Origin of the sequence: Dyella caseinilytica (assembly GCF_016865235.1) — a bacterium.
GTDB lineage: Bacteria > Pseudomonadota > Gammaproteobacteria > Xanthomonadales > Rhodanobacteraceae > Dyella_B > Dyella_B caseinilytica.
Window position 1 is genome coordinate 1,891,001 of the sequence record NZ_CP064030.1, and the last position, 16,118, is coordinate 1,907,118.

Annotated in this window: 16 protein-coding genes; 10 read left to right on the top strand and 6 right to left on the bottom strand. The window is 56.8% G+C overall.

The annotated features are described in order from the left end of the window. Positions 1–3: 3 nt before the first annotated feature. Positions 4–675 carry an isochorismatase family protein gene (locus tag ISN74_RS08335; protein ID WP_203546724.1) on the bottom strand — a complete coding sequence of 224 codons (672 nt, stop codon included), beginning with the start codon at positions 673–675 and terminating at the stop codon, positions 4–6. Positions 676–886: 211 nt separating this feature from the next. On the opposite strand from ISN74_RS08335, the gene ISN74_RS08340 reads away from it, so the two are divergent. From ISN74_RS08340 to ISN74_RS08350, 3 genes are all read left to right on the top strand, one after another. Next, complete coding sequence (locus ISN74_RS08340) at positions 887–1,798, top strand: LysR substrate-binding domain-containing protein (RefSeq protein ID WP_188798885.1); 912 nt, start codon at positions 887–889, stop codon at positions 1,796–1,798. Between the two features lie 157 nt (positions 1,799–1,955). Then, on the top strand, positions 1,956–2,465 hold the full coding sequence (locus tag ISN74_RS08345) for a hypothetical protein (protein WP_188798886.1): 510 nt from the start codon (positions 1,956–1,958) through the stop codon (positions 2,463–2,465). 237 nt (positions 2,466–2,702) lie between these two features. Next, positions 2,703–3,221 carry a cytochrome P460 family protein gene (locus ISN74_RS08350; protein ID WP_188798887.1) on the top strand — a complete coding sequence of 173 codons (519 nt, stop codon included), beginning with the start codon at positions 2,703–2,705 and terminating at the stop codon, positions 3,219–3,221. 230 nt (positions 3,222–3,451) lie between these two features. On the opposite strand, the gene ISN74_RS08355 is transcribed toward ISN74_RS08350, so the two are convergent. Both ISN74_RS08355 and ISN74_RS08360 read right to left on the bottom strand, forming a co-directional pair. After that, positions 3,452–4,213 (bottom strand): glucose 1-dehydrogenase, encoded by a 762-nt coding sequence (locus ISN74_RS08355; RefSeq protein ID WP_188798888.1) that lies wholly within the window; start codon positions 4,211–4,213, stop codon positions 3,452–3,454. Between the two features lie 28 nt (positions 4,214–4,241). Next, positions 4,242–5,459 carry an MFS transporter gene (locus ISN74_RS08360; RefSeq protein ID WP_188798889.1) on the bottom strand — a complete coding sequence of 406 codons (1,218 nt, stop codon included), beginning with the start codon at positions 5,457–5,459 and terminating at the stop codon, positions 4,242–4,244. 79 nt (positions 5,460–5,538) lie between these two features. Here ISN74_RS08360 and ISN74_RS08365 point away from each other — a divergent pair, with 79 nt between their 5' ends. The 4 genes from ISN74_RS08365 (at position 5,539) to ISN74_RS08380 (ending at position 10,436) form a co-directional block, all read left to right on the top strand. Then, positions 5,539–6,456, top strand: coding sequence for a LysR substrate-binding domain-containing protein (locus ISN74_RS08365; protein ID WP_188798890.1), 918 nt, complete (start codon positions 5,539–5,541; stop codon positions 6,454–6,456). A gap of 163 nt (positions 6,457–6,619) precedes the next feature. Beyond that, positions 6,620–8,389: a peptide-N4-asparagine amidase gene (locus ISN74_RS08370; RefSeq protein ID WP_188798891.1), complete on the top strand. Its 1,770-nt coding sequence runs from the start codon at positions 6,620–6,622 to the stop codon at positions 8,387–8,389. Positions 8,390–8,677: 288 nt separating this feature from the next. Then, positions 8,678–9,052, top strand: a complete 375-nt coding sequence (locus ISN74_RS08375; protein WP_188798892.1) for a nuclear transport factor 2 family protein — start codon at positions 8,678–8,680, stop codon at positions 9,050–9,052. 406 nt (positions 9,053–9,458) lie between these two features. Next, positions 9,459–10,436 (top strand): hypothetical protein, encoded by a 978-nt coding sequence (locus ISN74_RS08380; protein ID WP_188798893.1) that lies wholly within the window; start codon positions 9,459–9,461, stop codon positions 10,434–10,436. Between the two features lie 139 nt (positions 10,437–10,575). On the opposite strand, the gene ISN74_RS08385 is transcribed toward ISN74_RS08380, so the two are convergent. Next, positions 10,576–11,478, bottom strand: a complete 903-nt coding sequence (locus ISN74_RS08385) for a LysR family transcriptional regulator (protein WP_188798894.1) — start codon at positions 11,476–11,478, stop codon at positions 10,576–10,578. An 86-nt stretch (positions 11,479–11,564) separates the two neighbouring features. Here ISN74_RS08385 and ISN74_RS08390 point away from each other — a divergent pair, with 86 nt between their 5' ends. Together ISN74_RS08390 and ISN74_RS08395 are read left to right on the top strand one after the other, a co-directional pair. Further along, on the top strand, positions 11,565–11,966 hold the full coding sequence (locus ISN74_RS08390) for a RidA family protein (RefSeq protein WP_188798895.1): 402 nt from the start codon (positions 11,565–11,567) through the stop codon (positions 11,964–11,966). 477 nt (positions 11,967–12,443) lie between these two features. After that, positions 12,444–13,418 carry a hypothetical protein gene (locus ISN74_RS08395; RefSeq protein WP_229679085.1) on the top strand — a complete coding sequence of 325 codons (975 nt, stop codon included), beginning with the start codon at positions 12,444–12,446 and terminating at the stop codon, positions 13,416–13,418. A 243-nt stretch (positions 13,419–13,661) separates the two neighbouring features. Here the strand turns inward: ISN74_RS08395 and ISN74_RS08400 are convergent, their stop codons facing one another. Next, complete coding sequence (locus ISN74_RS08400; RefSeq protein ID WP_188798896.1) at positions 13,662–13,859, bottom strand: hypothetical protein; 198 nt, start codon at positions 13,857–13,859, stop codon at positions 13,662–13,664. A gap of 106 nt (positions 13,860–13,965) precedes the next feature. Here ISN74_RS08400 and ISN74_RS08405 point away from each other — a divergent pair, with 106 nt between their 5' ends. After that, positions 13,966–15,036 (top strand): serine hydrolase domain-containing protein, encoded by a 1,071-nt coding sequence (locus tag ISN74_RS08405; protein WP_188798897.1) that lies wholly within the window; start codon positions 13,966–13,968, stop codon positions 15,034–15,036. A 91-nt stretch (positions 15,037–15,127) separates the two neighbouring features. Here the strand turns inward: ISN74_RS08405 and ISN74_RS08410 are convergent, their stop codons facing one another. Then, positions 15,128–16,027, bottom strand: coding sequence for an AraC family transcriptional regulator (locus tag ISN74_RS08410; protein WP_188798898.1), 900 nt, complete (start codon positions 16,025–16,027; stop codon positions 15,128–15,130). Positions 16,028–16,118 lie beyond the last annotated feature (91 nt).

The window sequence follows — 16,118 nt, forward strand, 5'->3', positions numbered from 1 at the left end:
TCGTCACTTGCTATAAGCCTGAGCGACTTGTCCGACCAATTTCGCCCAGGCCATGTCCATCGCTGCATAGACTTCGAGGGCTTCCGGTCGCGCGTTGTCCTTCAGTATTTCGACCATCAGCGTTGCATAGTCAGAAAGGATGACGCCTGCTTGCTGCATACGCATCAAGCCAGCCTGGCGCTTCGTTTCGGAAAATGTGCCGGACGCATCGATAGCGACGTAAGCGTCGAGTCCTTTTGCCACCGCCGTCATGGCCGGAAACGCTGCGCAAACCTCCAGAGAGATGCCTGCAAAGATGAGCTTCTTTCGACCCGTCGCTAAGATGGCGTTGGACACCGCAGGATCGTCGAAAGCGTTCACTGACGAGCGATCGATGATCAGCGTGCCCGGCAATGCTTCCACAAGCTCCGGGAAAGTTGGTCCCCACATGCTGTCTCGCGCAGTCGTCGTGACGACGATCGGCAGCTTGAGCGCCTTGGCCGCTTTGGCAAGGGCAACAACGTTGTGCTTGAGCTCACCCGTGGAATAGTCGCGCACGCCAGTCATAAGGCCAACTTGGTGGTCGACGAGCACCAATGCAGCATTTTCGGATGTCAGTGGGCTGTAGGCATTTTTCACGTCAGACATGACAGTCTCCTTAGGCGGTGAATGGGCTAAGGCGATGGCCGCTGGCACTACGCCCAACATGGTTGCGGTGGTAGCAACCAGACCCGATCGATAAAACTCACACGGCTTCATTGGCTCTCCCATCGCGAACCTGCGTGATCGCTCCAATGAGCGACCGGCGCTTATCACCGCTAAATGCCATCCTAGGCATTGAACCTATGGACAAGAAGTAGGTAAATATGGAATTCAATGTCCAATCCATTGGACAAAGGAGTTCCTCGTGCTGGATCTGAATGATCTTTTCCTTTTTGTGCACGTGGTCGACCGGGGTGGTTTTACCGCGGCGAGCCGAACGCTAGGTATTCCCAAGTCGACGCTCAGCCATCGCATGCAGAAATTGGAGTCTGACCTGGGCGTGCGCTTGCTAAATCGCACCACGCGCCAGTTCGGGACGACCGATGCGGGCGGCGAAATTTTTACCCATGCGATGGCGATGCTGCGCGAGGCCGAGCGTGCGGAAGATTCCATCAAGCAGCGGCTGATTGAGCCGAAGGGGACGGTCCGGTTTACCGCGGGTCTGGTCACCATGCAGTTCGCGCTGGATGAATTAGTGTCGGGCTTTCTGCAGCGTCATCCAAAGGTCAACGTGGTTGCGCACGCGACCGACGACTATGTCGACATCGTCGGGGAGAATTTTGATGTGGCGATTCGCGGTCACTCCGATCCGCTACCGAGTTCGACGATGATCCAACGAACCCTGGCGCCCGTTCCGTGGTACCTGTTTGCAGGCGCGAACTACTTCGATGCGCAAAAGCCCCCGCAATCTCCTGCGGATCTGCACAAACATCCCTCCCTCTTTATGATGCGCGGTGACGTATCACCGGTGTGGCACCTTCGTCATTCAACCAAAAGGGGAGAGGCGGCAACCATCAAATTGGCGCCACGGCTCTTGAGTGATGACATCACAGCCCTGAAGCGGGCAGCCGTAGACGGCGTCGGCATCGTTGCGCTGCCGGGCTATTCATGCCGCGCGGAATTGAGATCGGGCGCGCTTCGCCGCGTATTGCCGACATGGATCGCTGGCGACTCCACACTCACGGCGGTGATGTCCTACCGACATGGCCGATTGCCTTCGGTGAATGCATTCCTCGATTTTCTTGCGGCCGAGTTGCCGGCAGCCGTGTCTATTTAGAGCAACGATACGTCGTGCACCCAGGTGTCCCAGCCCAAGAGCCGAACTACGCTTTAGCGCGAGGTCTCAGAGCGAATTCGGTATGCTTATCCCGTGCAGTATTGACCGGCCGTGTCAGCCACGCGGCAAGCGTAAAAACTTGAGACTCACTCATATCATGATTCGTAAATTTGTGATTGCCTCCCTGCTCGTCGCGGGAGTAGCTCTTTCCGGTTCGGTAGTGGCCCAGCAAACTCCGTCCGCTCCCGCTTCCGGGACCCCGGCCACCGCAGCGAGTGCCGCCTCCAGGGCCGCTGCTAAAGCCCAAGCCAAAGCTGCCAGCAAGGCCGCCAAGCAAGCCGCAAAGGCTCAAGAGCATTCTCAAAGGGAGGCGAAAAAGGCCACCAAACAGGCCGCGAGTGCCAGCAAGCAAAAGGCAAAAGCGGCGGAAGGAAAAAATTCAGGCTCCCACAAGAAGGCACAAGCGAAGCCTCCCAAGGAGTCGGCAGCCGCCAAACAGGCCGCGAAGGTTGCCAAGCAAAACGAAAGAGCGGAGAAGACACAGGCTAAAGCCGCCCGCAAGGACAAGAAGTCGCACAAGCATTCAACAAAGGCTAGCGCTGAGATCCCCACTAGCACTCCAGCCGGTTCAGCGGCTTCTAGTAACTCTGCGGGCGGCGAACCCTAAAACATGTGTGCGAGTGGTTTAGGTAAGTACCAGATCCGACGGGCGCGCCAGGGATGCCAAGCGGATCACACGTGACGGTAGATTTGGCGGTAACTTAAAAACGCAAAGTTGAAATCGTTGTGTGCCGAGTTTTTTTAAGTCGCTTGAAGTATCTGGGGCAGGACAGGCGCTTCTCGGTTCGCGCTAAGACGCGATAACTTAGTAAGTCGATTGTCAGCACTTACGGAGGGACGTCTCATGAAGCAGATCCAAGTCCTCGGCGCCATGGTTGCCATCGCAACGACCCTCGCGAGTGCCACGCTGTTAATGGCAGCCGATAACGGCTACGACAGCACCCAGATCTTCGGAGGGAAACTCCCTGACGGATACCGTGACTGGAAGTTGATTTCCGTTGCTCACGAAGAAGGTAAGCTCAACGATATACGTGCGATTCTCGGCAACGACATCGCCGTCAAAGCGTATCGCGAAGGAAAGCTTCCGTTACCGGATGGAGCAATCATCGCCCGACTCGCATGGGCATATGGACCGTCCGACGTAAACAACAAAGCATTTGGCCGTACTCAATCGTTCGTGCCTGGCGCTCCGACGAATGTCCAATTCATGGTCAAGAACTCACGCGCATACGCATCGACCGGGGGGTGGGGGTTCGTGCAATTCGAGAACGGAAAGCCCGATCACATCGATGTACAGGCCTGTTTTGCCTGCCATACACCCGTCAAAGATCGCGACTACGTCTTTACCCATTATTCGCCCTGAATATCGACGGGTGAACTCCAAAGCTTGTAGATGGGTCGTTGAAAAAAAGTTCGGGATGTCTGCTTTCGATTGCGGATTCAGCCGGTGGATGCAACACACTGAAGACTGCGCGAGCAGCAGGAGTGTTGCAAGATGTCCCACCGACCACAGATCCATTACAGCCAGACTCAGAAGGCACGGATGTGGGATCGCTGGCAAACATGACCCTATTTCAGCGTCGCACCCTGTGCTCACTTGCCGCCAGTGACATCGAGGAATGTGCCGGTGATAAAGGAAGCCTCGGTGCTTGCTAGCCATAGGACCGCCCGCGCAACTTCTTCAGGCTGACCGCCTCTCCCCATGGGGATCGAGTCTTTGACGCGATCCACCCGTCCCGGCTCGCCACCGCTAGCATGCATGTCAGTGTAGATGTGCCCAGGGCGAATGCAGTTGACGCGTATCCCCTCCCGCGCGACTTCCTTGGCGAAGCCGGTGGTGAATGTCTCGAGAGCACCCTTCGACGCAGCGTAGTCGACATATTCGTTTGGACTGCCGAGCCGGGCCGATGTCGACGAGATGTTGATCACAGCGCCACCTCGCCCGTTGTAACGATACGACATGCGTTTCGCTGCCTGCTGTGCACATAGGATAGGGCCGATCGAGTTGACCGCGAAGATACGCTGCATACGCTCGAATTGGAGATCCTCTAGCCGAGAGTGCCGCGCAATGATCGCGGCGTTGTTAACCAGTACATCGATCCGGCCGAATTCCTGGTCGATCGCGGCGAATAATTGAGCGACCTGCTCTGGATCTGCGCTGTCTGCGCGCACGGGTAAGGCCCGGCGCCCGGCGGCTTCCACGTCAGCCGCCACCGCAAGTGCGGCAGGCTCGTTGGAGACGAAACTGATCGCCACATCGTAACCTTGTGCAGCAGCAAGCCGCGCAGTCGCTGCGCCTATGCCACGACCTCCACCTGTTATCAGAATCAGCGGTGTCTGCGGAACGGTATCCATTTGGCGAAACCTTCATGTGGTGGCGGGATCAGGCGGACCTCTTGCATGATCCCACAGTGGAGTTGCGCAGATGGGGCCGCAGCGTCAGTACAAGCGGAACGATCAGAGCGGCGGTCGCCGCCGAGGCCAGCATGCCGATAGTTCGATTGCTGTGATCGGCAACCGTGCCGTAGAGGATCGGCGCGATACCTCCAGAGCCGATGACGCTCGTATAAAAGATCGCGAAGGCGCGGCCCGTATCGCCATCGGAAAGCTCCGGCACAGTGCCGTAGAGCACCGAAGAGGTACCGTTGAGCACGATGCCGAGCAGCGGCAACAGCATGAGCGTTGGCGTCAGTGGCGTGAACAGTGTCGCCACGATCAGCAAGGCTGTTGCGGCTTCGGTCACTATGACGCTCGCGATAATACCCAGCCGCTCCCCGAGCCAGCTACACGTCGCCTTTCCGAAAGCACCGCCGATGAACAGCAGGGCGAGCGCGATTCCAACCGTCGGCGAGTCCCCGCCCCTCCCATGGATGAGGAAAGGTAGAAACAGCAGATAACCCATACGTGTTGCCGTATCGAGCGCACCGACCGTCGTTAGAATGCCAAAGCCGCCGCGGGCACGGCCAGAAGCTGCTTCTTGCGTGGCATTCCTGGTGATGGGAGCCGCTGGTGCCAGTGACATCAGGGCCACCGCCAAAGCGATTCCAAGCACCGCCATCAGGCCCAGTACGGGGCGCCAGGCGAGGATCGGCAGCAGTACTGCAACGAGCGCCGGCAACACGGCTTTCCCTAGATCGCCTGAAAAATTGTAGATGCCCAGTGGGCGTCGCGACGCTTTGCCATAACTGTCGGTGACGAGCGTCGAGCCACGTGGGTGCTGGATGCTCGATCCGATGCCGGCCACGACGAGGCCAACGCAAAGACCCACAAAGCCAAACGGCAGCGCCATGATCAACAAGCCCGTCAACGCGACGACAGTCGACAGGATGAGTGCCGCTCGTGGCGACAAGCTGCGAAGGGCTCGGTCGGCCGGGATTTGAAGACCTCCCATCGTTCCGAAATAGAGCGCGCGAACGACGGCAAGCGCCGCATAGGAAAGGCCGAACTGCGCCTGCCACCCTGGCAGGAAGGCATAGAGACTGTCGGTGTAGCCGTCATGAAGTGCGTGCGTGAGGCATGCGGCCAGCAGACTGCGTGATTGGGTCGCAGCAGACGAGCCTGGATCATCCATTGTCGGGTGAAGGGTGGTCGAGGTTGCCATCGCGCTATGATAATAAGCGAGAAATTTTCAACAAGACGACCATTGCTCACGATATACGTTAGTTTTACTCACGGAATTTATGCGTCGCCTGCCATCTCTCAATGCACTACGGGTATTCGAGGTTGCCGCTCGAACGGGTAGTTACGCCGACGCAGCGGCGCAGCTCGGCGTCACCCATGGCGCGGTGAGCCGGCAAATCGCTGCGCTCGAAAGTTGGTTAGGGCAGAGGCTCTTCACGAAGGACGGCCGCCGCATGGTCGCGACGCCGATGGCGAGAATCTTCGCAGCGGAAGTCGGTCTTTCGTTCGATCGCTTGGCTGTTGCGGCGGAAGCGTGTGGCCGGCCCGGTGCGCGCCGCATCCTGCGCGTAAGCGCCCCGACCAGCTTTGCGATGCGCTGGCTGATCCCGCGGCTCAATCGCTACCACGCCGATCATCCGCACGTCGAAGTCGCGGTTACGACGGTTTCGACGGTGTTCGAAGAATTGCGTGGCGGCGTCGATGTGGCGATCCGACGTGGCGCTGCTCGGGAGCATGCGTGGCCTCAGCATCGCGTCGTTCCGGTGCTGGATGATGTGGACACGCTGATCATGAGCCCTGCGCTGTTCGCGCATCGGCCGATCCTGAAGCCAGCCGACATCGAGGGACATACGTTGCTTGCAAGTGAGACTCGCGCCGGCGATTGGGCGGACTGGCTTGAGGCGGCAGGGCTCCAACACCTTGCCGGACATCCCCGCCAGATATTTGATCATTTCTTCGTGACGCGACAGGCGGTGGAAGATGGGCTTGGCGTTGGAATCGGCCCACTGCCGATGCTGGAGATCGACATTGCCAACGGAAGGCTGATGACGCCGCTGCCAGACATCCGGGTTCCGCGGACGGGTTATGTCGCGATCATCCCTCGTCACGCTGATGCTGGAGACTTATTTACCGGATTCGTTGATTGGCTTGTCGGTGAGACGCGCGGATCCACTGGCGCTAATTCAGGAGGCGCATAAGCGGAAGTAGGGTCGATCAGAATGCCAGCTTGCTGCACCGGGCTGATGTTTTGACGTGGTCCGAAATGGCTTGGATTTTCCCGCAAGCTTTTATCCCTCGCCAGAAGATGCAATCGCGTGCATGCTTGCTGATCTTGTTCCAAGTCGCCGCAGGAAGATCTACATGCACTACCTGATTCGCCCGGGCCTTATCCTTGCACTGGCCTTGTCGAGCGCGGCCATCGCTGCGCAAACGTCGCCCGCCGTAGGCGATCATGGCGTCGCTATTGCCGATGCGCCGGTACCGCGTCCCGCTGTCACGCCCTGCATCGCCAACCTGTATACCGATGTCGCATTCGATGATCACGGCGAAGCCACCTCGCGTGAGGCGAAACCCCGCGAATGGACGTACGCACCGCCTGCGCAATGCGCAGGTTCATGGTCGAAAGTGGTGCTGGAGGCGGATTTTTCGGTAACTGCCGGGCGGCAATACGACCGCACGGTCAGCCTGTGGCTCAAAGGCGTAAATCTCTTCTATGGCACTACGCAAGAGCCCGCTGCCAAGGTCAGCCCGCGCTGGCACGTCGAGCGCGACGTGACCGATTACGCCAGTCTGTTCCGTGAGGCCGGGCATGGCCAGACCATCCTCAACAATTGGATAGATACCACGCGTAGCGGCGTCATCCACGGCAGCGCGCGATTGGTGTTCTATCCGGCAACGCCGAACAGCAAGGCCGCGTCATCCGCCGATCTCGCCATGGGTCTGGTCGGCGATAACGACGGGCATCCGGTGGATGTACAGAACGGCAATGAAACGCTTTCGCGCATCATCACCTTGCCGCGCAACGTTGAGCGTGTGGCATTGGATCTGATCGCGCAGAGCCAAGCCGTGGACGAACAGTGGTACATGTGCATCGACGATGCCGATATGGAGCCCACGCGTGAATTCTCTCTGGGACCGCCGAACGCGGGCGATCCACTGGAGCAATGTCCTGGTGGCAACTTTCGCGAAGTGTCAGTGAGCATCGACGGCCAGCCGGCGGGTCGCGCGCCGGTCTATCCGTGGACTTACACCGGTGGCGTGGATCCCAACCTGTGGCGGCCCACGACGGACATCCAGACACTCAATTTCACGCCATATCGCGTGGATCTGACACCCTTTGCCGCGCTGCTTGACGACGGCAAGCCACACACCGTGGCGGTGCGTGTGCTGGGCGCACACGACTTCTTCAGCCTCGCCGCCAACCTGCTGGCTTGGCGCGACCATGGACGTGACGTGCTTACCGGCAAACTCACGCAAAATACGCTCGCCACGCAGCAGAATGGCCAACAACCGCCAGTACGGCGCAACTTCAAACAGGGTGCGGACGGCACGCTGCATGGCGAGGTCGATACCCTGCAAAGCAGCCACTATGTGATCGCTGGCGAACTGCAGACCTCGCACGGCAAAGTCGTCACGCGCATCGAACAACAGGCGGATTTCGCCAACCGTCAGGGCTTCGATCATCCGTCGAAGGACCTCTACAGCCAGCGCATCGACATGCACACGCAAGTGGTCGATAACATAAGCATTATCACCGCCGCCGGCACCGTGCAGGACATGCATAGTCTCGATTATCCACTGCTGATCGACATTCGCAAACAGGTTCACGCGAATGGCGATTTCACCGCAGATATCACCATGCAACAGGGTTACCTGAGCAAGCGCCAGCGCATGGAGGACGGCCGCGTAAGCTTCTGGTCCACGCTGGACAACCATCTAATCAGCCACAGCAACACCGATTTTAATGCTGGTGGGACGGGCATCATCGGTTCGCGCGACCAACACGGGAAGCAGTCGTACCGCTTCAGTGATTCATTGGGAAGTTGCTACGCGCGAAGCGTGGAAACGCGTGACCAGGCTGTCGTCGCTGTTGAGTCAGGCGAAGGTTGCCCGAACCAAGTCAATCATTGAGATGGCCATTCGGCGCTTTGAAGCGTATGTCGTGTGCACGAACTTGGCGGCCTGAATCTATTGCCGCTAGACCTATTTTTCATGCAGTGAATGTTGCGGACGCACTTGTCCGCAACTGAACGCGACACGGATTCAGTACGACAAGTTAAGGCGATGCGTATTGTCAAGTGATGTGTTTGTTTAATTTTGACGCTAATTGGATCTTTCTCCATAGTCATCCGAACGGCAGTCTTCCCGGGGCGCGTAACGCCCGCGATATACATTTCACTTGACTACAATGAGAAGCACATGCCAACACTTGAAACACTTGAGCGTTTCATCACTCGCGTTGAACAAAATGAGCATGCGGAAGCTTGCGAAGAATTTTATGCACCCGATTCTTCCATGCAGGAGAATCAGGGGACGCCGAGAATAGGGCGGGACGCACACGTGGCGAATGAGCGAATGGTGTTCGCCAGAGCCAGGTCTGTCTCTTCAAAATGTATCCGGCCGGTATTCGTCAACGGCGATCGGGTGGTTGTACGCTGGATTTTTCGCTTTGAGTGGCTCGATGGCACCGTTACACAGATGGAAGAGCTGGCTTACCAGCGCTGGGACGGTGAGCGCATCGCGGAAGAACAGTTTTTCTACGACCCCGCCCAGCGAGTGCCCAAGAAAGTTTAAACGTGGCTAGATGTGCAAGCGTTGCCCAGACGCTTCGCTTGGATAGCTTCGCGGAACGCCAATGGGTACTTCGTGAGCTTTTTCGTCTACGAAAAAGCCTGACTTCTTCGTTTAGAAGAATTTGCGTGCTGCGCAGATTTTGCATCGCAGCGTGCATGCGAGAGCGCCTTGCAATATGTTTTCAGCAAGTTGGAATTAGATCGATCTAAATGGCGTGAAATTCGCGTGTACGAATTTCACGCATGATCTTTTTACCAACGGGGAACGGCGAAGCCACACTATCGATGGAAGTAGGCATGGCAGGCGAGAAAAGCCGCGCCAGGGATCCTTGCGTCGCTAGTTTTTGTAGAACGCTTCGGGCTTCGACGTCAGCGCATACGACTAAGCACCCACCGGAGTACGACTTATGGATCAAGCATCTTCGCGTCACCGCAATCGGACATTTTCCCGCTTGGCAGCAGCTTTGCTCGTTTCGTTTGTTGGCATCACCACTGCATCGACCGCATCCGCCCAATCGACGGGTTATACCGGTATTTTTGGCGGCGGACCTATTTATAAAAATCTCAACAACAATATTACGGAGCTGAGCAATTCGGGCTTCACCGAAGTCATTGTCTGGAGTATCGAAGTCAGTTCGACCGGCAACCTGAATTTCAACGGAGAATTTCCGCTGGTGACCAATGGGGCCTATGTAGGTAACCAGACTTATCCAGATTTTCCTTCCAATCTGGCCGCGTTGAAGAGCGCCGGGGTGAAGCGCATTACTTTCAGCATCGGCTCTTCTAATTACGGTGACTTCGAAGACATCAGTGCGTTGGTGAACAGCACCGGTTCCGGCGGTGGTACGGGGCCAAACAGCATCCTTTACAAGGATTTCCAGGCTTTGAAAAAAGCCATTCCGTCGCTCGACGCCATCGATTTGGATGACGAAAACGGCTACGACGCATCGACCACCGAGGCATTCGCGGTGATGCTCGGTAATCTTGGTTATCACGTGATGCCGGATGCGTACACGAGTGCGAGTTATTGGACATCACTGGTAACGAGCATTAATACCGCACTTCCCGGCACGGTCGACGGCGTGCATCTGCAAACCTACTCCGGTGGCTCGGGCAACAGTCCCTGTTCCGGCTGGAATTTCGGCTCGGTTCCCGTCTATCCCGGCATAGCCGATTCCAGTGTTTCTGGAGGCGTCTCGGTATCGGGCGCACAAAGTACGGTGGGTGGTTGGGAACAACAGTGCAGCATTACCGGTGCTTTCCTGTGGCTTTATGACGATGTCGCGGGTCAGACGTACGGTAGTGAGTCTTTGACCGCTGCCTATGCAGGCGCGATCAATGCGGGTTTGAGTTCCACCGAAAGCTCAAGTAAAGCCAAGCCTTAAGGCAAATGGAGGGGCAGGGTCTCTTTTTGCTCATGCCAGAATGAAAAGAGCACTCTGTCCCCTGGACCGACATAAAGGGAAAGAACACTTTTCTACGACGCTTAGGGTCGGGAAAGGTGTTCTTATCCTTTTCGCTCTATCAAGCAGGCGCGACAGATTTCATATAGTCAATGAATGCTCGCATGGGAAGCGGCACGTGCTTTCGCGAGTAATAGTAAATGACCGGACCATTGAATTCGGGCAGCCAATCCCGCATCAAGGCGACCAGTCTTCCATCGCGGATCCATCGCGATACATAGTCTTCGAAGATAAGAAGAAATCCGGTTCCGCGTAGCGCTGCGGAAACTGCGACGCGTGGGTTGTCGGTGATGAGACGGTTGTTTGGTTCAACCCTGATCAGTTTCCCCTTCCGCGAAAATTCCCAGGGAAGCAGCGTGCCGCTTGGAAAGCGGTGACGAACGGCAGGGACACGCGACAAATCGGTAATGCTCGATGGCGTTCCTGTTTTATCGAGTAACGCCGGAGCCGCTACGAGGACATAACGTTGTTTGCTCCCAATCGGGACACTGATCATATCGGCCGATAGGTTTTCGGCGTAACGGATGCCGAGGTCGAATCCTTCGCGCACGATGTCGATTAATGCATCTTCGACGGTGAGTTGAATATCGATGCCTGGATATTGCGCCAGAAAGCCCGGAAGGTGAGGGGCCAGGATCAGCTCGGCGGCAGGAGGCGCTGCGTTGATCTTCAGTATTCCAGACGGCTCGCTATCTCCGGCTGTGGCAACTTCTAAAGCATTGTCCAGTGCGGCCAGCGCGGGCTCAACATGCGTAAGCAGCGCCAAGCCCACTTCGGTCAGGGCCATACTGCGCGTGGTGCGGTGAAACAGTCTTACCTGCATCTGTTCTTCAAGAGCCCGAAGGCGGTCGCTCATCCGGGAAACAGGTACGTTGTACTTGGCCGCGGCGCGTCTCAATCCTCCCTCTTTGGCGATCGCGATAAACAAGTCGAGATCGGTTTCCGTGCGCAATTTTGTTCGCATTTTCGGACACCTTGTTCGAGATTACTAAGATTGTCCGATCACTGTGCCAGGCGCAAGATGCGTGAACCTCAAAAGGAGCAGGCACCATGTCCGAGCCAGTGTTCAGCAATCCCGATACGCTGTTTCCACCACCGGGATATAGTCAGCTTGTCGAAGTCACGGGTGGGAAGCTTGTGTTCGTGGCGGGCCAGGTGGCTTTAGACAAAGGCGGATCCCTGGTCGGCGCCGGGAATTTCGCGCGACAGGCCGATCAAGTGTTTCAAAATCTGCGCGCAGCCATTGAATCGCGCGGAGGGACGTTGAAGGACATCATCAAATTCACGATGTTCGTCACCGATATCACGCAGCTCCCAGCTTTACGAGAAGTCAGGGACCGACATCTCGTCGGCGTCAAGAATCCTCCAGCAAGCACACTGGTGCAGGTTTCTGGACTATTTCGGCCTGAATTCCTGATCGAAATCGAAGCCGTGGCGTGGTTGGGCGCTTGATTGCCTAGGTATGCGAATAAAGTCAGCGCGGCTAGCTACACAGCGCTGGCATTTTCATGTGCGAGAGTCATTCGGCTCGCGAGTGGCGGCTTGCCAAGCGGTCGCATAGGGACTGGCCGCAATCATGCGTCAGCTGTTGACCTTGCCGAAGCGAATGACGTTGGTCGTCGTTCCTCGTTTGAGACCGATTTGCTTTGAACTGTATATGAAGCGTTTCTTTCGCATGACTGTCGTTGTGGTCGGCAATGCGACGATGCTTCGTTATGCATACACTTCTCTTTCGCGCGCGCTTCAACCTACGTACACGGTGATGAAAAGCGGCTAAACGTCAGGCTTTTTTCACGTTATCGAACACGCGATTTTTGACAGCGCATTCACTGTTTTCATCTCTAAGCTCGCTATCTGGGGGAGATCCACGCGTATTGCGTGGCGTTTTGTAACGAGTGATATCTCATAAACCTATGTGGGGAGTCGTACATGAAAAAGTGTAATGCACGTTATATGGTGTATGTCGCGGTGACATCCATGCTCGCGGGTGCCGCTACGCTTCCATCCGCATTTGCCGCTTCATCGTCGCCGGATCTTGAGGCTCAGTTTCACGCGGCTTGGCGTCAGACCATGCAGCACACGTCAGCACCGGCTAAAGGCTGTTATCACGCCAGTTATCCCAGCACGGTCTGGGCAAAGGTCGACTGCGTCAAGGCACCGAATCGCCTTTATTTGCCGCGGCATAAGCCCGAGGCGCAAACGGTCGGCAATGGCAACGATTACGCTGCGGAGATTTCTTCTGGCGTGATTTCGCAGACGGTTGGAAGTTTTCCAAGCGTATCGGGCGTCACGAGCGAAAGCGATGATGGCGAAAGCAACGATTATTCGCTACAGCTCAATTCGAACTTCATGAGCACCGACGCTTGCAATGGCGTATCGGGTTGCCAGGCCTGGGAGCAGTTCGTGTATGCCTCGGGCGAAGGCGAAGCCTTCATGCAATATTGGTTGATCAATTACGGTGACACCTGTCCAAGCGGCGGTTGGATGTCGTATCAAGGGTCCTGCTACATGAACAGCGCCGCGGTATCGGTACCCGACGACGACATCAGCGACTTGGGAAACATGACGCTCACTGGCACTGCCGTGGCCGGCGGTAGTGACACGCTGACCTTCACCGACGGCACCGAAGCCTATACCACCAGCGGCGACGACAGCGTGGTTGATCTGGCGACGGCCTGGCAGGCTTCTGAATTCAACATCATTGGCGATGGCGGTGGATCGGAGGCTGATTTTAATTCGGGATCTTCGGTCACGGTGAATGTCTCCTTGACTGATGGATCAAGCGACGCACCGACTTGCGCTTCGAACGCAGGAACCACCGGCGAGACCAACAATCTGAATCTTGGCTCGTGCTCCACCTCCGGCGGGTCGACACCGTCGATCCAGTTCACTGAATCGAACTGAGCAGGCGCTTCACCCTTGACCGGGAGTTATCCCGGTCAAGGGGCGCTCGTGTCTGGTTCTTCTTAGCAACCGCGTATACGTTCCGAAGTAGCGTTGTCCGTGTGTTGTCCGGACAACGCGGACACCTGTCCGCGGACAATGTGGCTCAATCCAGCCATGCCGAGAAAATGTCGCTGTGATGCGGTTTTTGGAGCATCGATGCTGTTGGCATCGACTTTGCAACACCTCTCTCGAAGACCTCATTCACTCATCGAACGGAGAGCCACCATGAAATTCGAAACCTTGATGCTCAATAGCTTCTTCGCCGCCTGCGTTGCGATCTGCGTGTCGACTCTGGCTGCCATGCTGACGTAAGTCGTCGCTGAAGTTTGTACTCGCTGCTCGCACGGCTTTATCAGCACCTATAACAACCTCGCACTCTTCTTTATAAGGAACGGTCATGTCTCGACGGAGGGTGCAGAGCAAAAAATCTGCAGCGTGGATTAAATATTGGTTTAGGAATGCTCTGACGCTTCTTTGCGCGACCCTCGCGACGTCGGCATTCGCTTTGGCGACAAGCGTACCCAGTGACAATCCGCATCACTCTGCGTTGGATGACGCCGTCGATAAGGCGGCCAGCAACTACTTCCGCAATCAGTGTCATGTTGGCGTCTCTATTGCGGTCGTGAAAGCAGGTCATTCCTACTTCTACGACTATGGCAGAACGTCTCGCAGCAAAGCTGTGGTACCAACCCCGCAAAGCATCTACGAGCTTGCATCGGTCACCAAGACGTTTACCGCGGCATTGGCGGCGCGCGCGGTCGTTGATGGTCGTATGACCATGGATGGTGATTTCCGCGATAACTTACCCGGCGACTACATTAATCTCGCCTGGAACGGACAACCGATCACTTTGCGTACGCTGGTTACGCACTACTCCGGCATGCCGCGTGACATTCCCGACACAGACGCGCTCTTTTCCAACAAGAGGGCGCCCGACTTCAATGCACGCATGATTGCCCTCAACCAGGGCTTTGGTCGTGAGCAATTCGCGGTGGCACTGCATGACACTAAGCTGCGTAGCGCTCCCGGTGAAAAGCAGGTTTACTCCAACGCTGGTTTTCTGGTGATTGGACTGGGTTTAGACAAGGTCTATGGCAAGCCGGTCGATAAGCTGTTGCGTCAATACATCACGCAACCGTTGGGCATGACATCTACCGGCTTTGAGCTCGATGGCAGCGAGCGATCGCGCCTCGTCAACGGCTACGATCACTTCGGGCGCCTTGCACCGTATCATTTCAAGAACGCCGGCGCGGCGTGGGGGCTCTATGCCTCTGCCGAAGACATGGCGAAATATGCCAGCTGGCAGCTGGATGATAACGATCCTGTCATCCATCTATCGCATCAGACTTTGATGGGAAACACGAGTGATGGCGATGCCATGGCCTGGAACCTGGGGAGCGACCAGGGCCAACCTGTTATTTGGCATGGCGGTGGCAGCTTCGGTATGTCAAGCCAGGTGGTGCTTTATCCCAAACAGCACGAAGGCTTCGTACTGTTGGCCAACGATGCCTGTGACGGCACCGAGAGTGCACTGAAAGCCATTGCTGCGGCAGTTCATGAGCACCCAACTAACTAGATAGTCTTCTTTGTGCTAGCTCGCCATCCTGGCCATGGCTGACTTTGAATCCGTCATTCCAGCTGAGAAGCGGCGTTATGCGATTTAGCTGCTAAGTGCCGGTTCTTAGATGGGATCTCAAAGCAGCAATGTCGCGCCTTGGCGGTGCGCCAAACATGCGCGCGTACTCGCGGCTGAATTGCGAGGGACTTTCATAACCGACCTGAAGCGCTGCCGTTTCGACATTCGCGGCGCCAGCGGCGAGCAGGTGACGTGCCTCCAGCAGGCGAAGCTGCTTCTGGTATTGAAGCGGCGTCATGGACGTCAGTGCTTTGAACTGGCGGTGGAAAGCGGAAGCGCTCAGTTGCGCGATGGCGGCGAGGTCTTCGATGCGCAAGGTTTCCTTGAACTGATCGCGCAGCGTGTAGATGGCGTTGATGACTCGATGCGTGTGGCTACTCGCGAGCGCGATCTTGGCGATCTCGCCACCGTGAGGGCCGGTGAGAAGCCAGTAGTAAATCTCGCGCATGATCATCGGTGCGATCATGGGGATGGCTTTGGGGGTATCGAGCAGGCGCACCATGCGCAGCACGCAATCGGCTAGCGGGCCGTCGAAGTCGGTGACGAAGACACCTTGCCCCACATGACCGACCACCTCGGGCGGCACGTCGAGTTCCTCCAGGACTTCGCTCATGATCTTCAAGTCGAATTCGATGATCACGCCAAGATAGGGCTCGGTCGGACTGGCTTCCGCCACTCGGCTGAAAGCGGGCATTTCGACGCTTACTACCAACGCTTGTCCTGCCCGGTAATCGAATCGCCTGTCACCGAATATCGTCCATTTGGCGCCCTGTACGACGACACAAAGCGCGGGCTTGAAGATCAGGTGTGAGGGAAGCTTCTCGTGATCCGAACGCAGCATGTAAAGACCGTCGACGGCCGTTGCCAGCGGACTCACCCCTGGGTGTGTGTCGGTGTGGTGCCTGACGATCTCTAGTAAAGCATTCGGCATATCGAAACCCGCGCTGTCGCTACGCTCGGATCCTACGGGTATTTGCCCCGCTTTATAGGCCCCGGAGCAGGATTAGGCAAGAAATGGGAGA

What these genes read in the sequence shown, in the direction of transcription:
- ISN74_RS08390 (WP_188798895.1), top strand. Translation starts at nt 11,565, where the DNA reads ATGTCCGAGCCAGTGTTCAGCAATCCCGATACGCTGTTTCCACCACCG.
- ISN74_RS08410 (WP_188798898.1), bottom strand. Translation starts at nt 16,027, where the DNA reads ATGCCGAATGCTTTACTAGAGATCGTCAGGCACCACACCGACACACAC.
- ISN74_RS08400 (WP_188798896.1), bottom strand. Translation starts at nt 13,859, where the DNA reads ATGACCGTTCCTTATAAAGAAGAGTGCGAGGTTGTTATAGGTGCTGAT.
- ISN74_RS08375 (WP_188798892.1), top strand. Translation starts at nt 8,678, where the DNA reads ATGCCAACACTTGAAACACTTGAGCGTTTCATCACTCGCGTTGAACAA.
- ISN74_RS08350 (WP_188798887.1), top strand. Translation starts at nt 2,703, where the DNA reads ATGAAGCAGATCCAAGTCCTCGGCGCCATGGTTGCCATCGCAACGACC.
- ISN74_RS08385 (WP_188798894.1), bottom strand. Translation starts at nt 11,478, where the DNA reads ATGCGAACAAAATTGCGCACGGAAACCGATCTCGACTTGTTTATCGCG.
- ISN74_RS08395 (WP_229679085.1), top strand. Translation starts at nt 12,444, where the DNA reads ATGAAAAAGTGTAATGCACGTTATATGGTGTATGTCGCGGTGACATCC.
- ISN74_RS08380 (WP_188798893.1), top strand. Translation starts at nt 9,459, where the DNA reads ATGGATCAAGCATCTTCGCGTCACCGCAATCGGACATTTTCCCGCTTG.
- ISN74_RS08345 (WP_188798886.1), top strand. Translation starts at nt 1,956, where the DNA reads ATGATTCGTAAATTTGTGATTGCCTCCCTGCTCGTCGCGGGAGTAGCT.
- ISN74_RS08365 (WP_188798890.1), top strand. Translation starts at nt 5,539, where the DNA reads ATGCGTCGCCTGCCATCTCTCAATGCACTACGGGTATTCGAGGTTGCC.
- ISN74_RS08360 (WP_188798889.1), bottom strand. Translation starts at nt 5,459, where the DNA reads ATGGCAACCTCGACCACCCTTCACCCGACAATGGATGATCCAGGCTCG.
- ISN74_RS08370 (WP_188798891.1), top strand. Translation starts at nt 6,620, where the DNA reads ATGCACTACCTGATTCGCCCGGGCCTTATCCTTGCACTGGCCTTGTCG.
- ISN74_RS08355 (WP_188798888.1), bottom strand. Translation starts at nt 4,213, where the DNA reads ATGGATACCGTTCCGCAGACACCGCTGATTCTGATAACAGGTGGAGGT.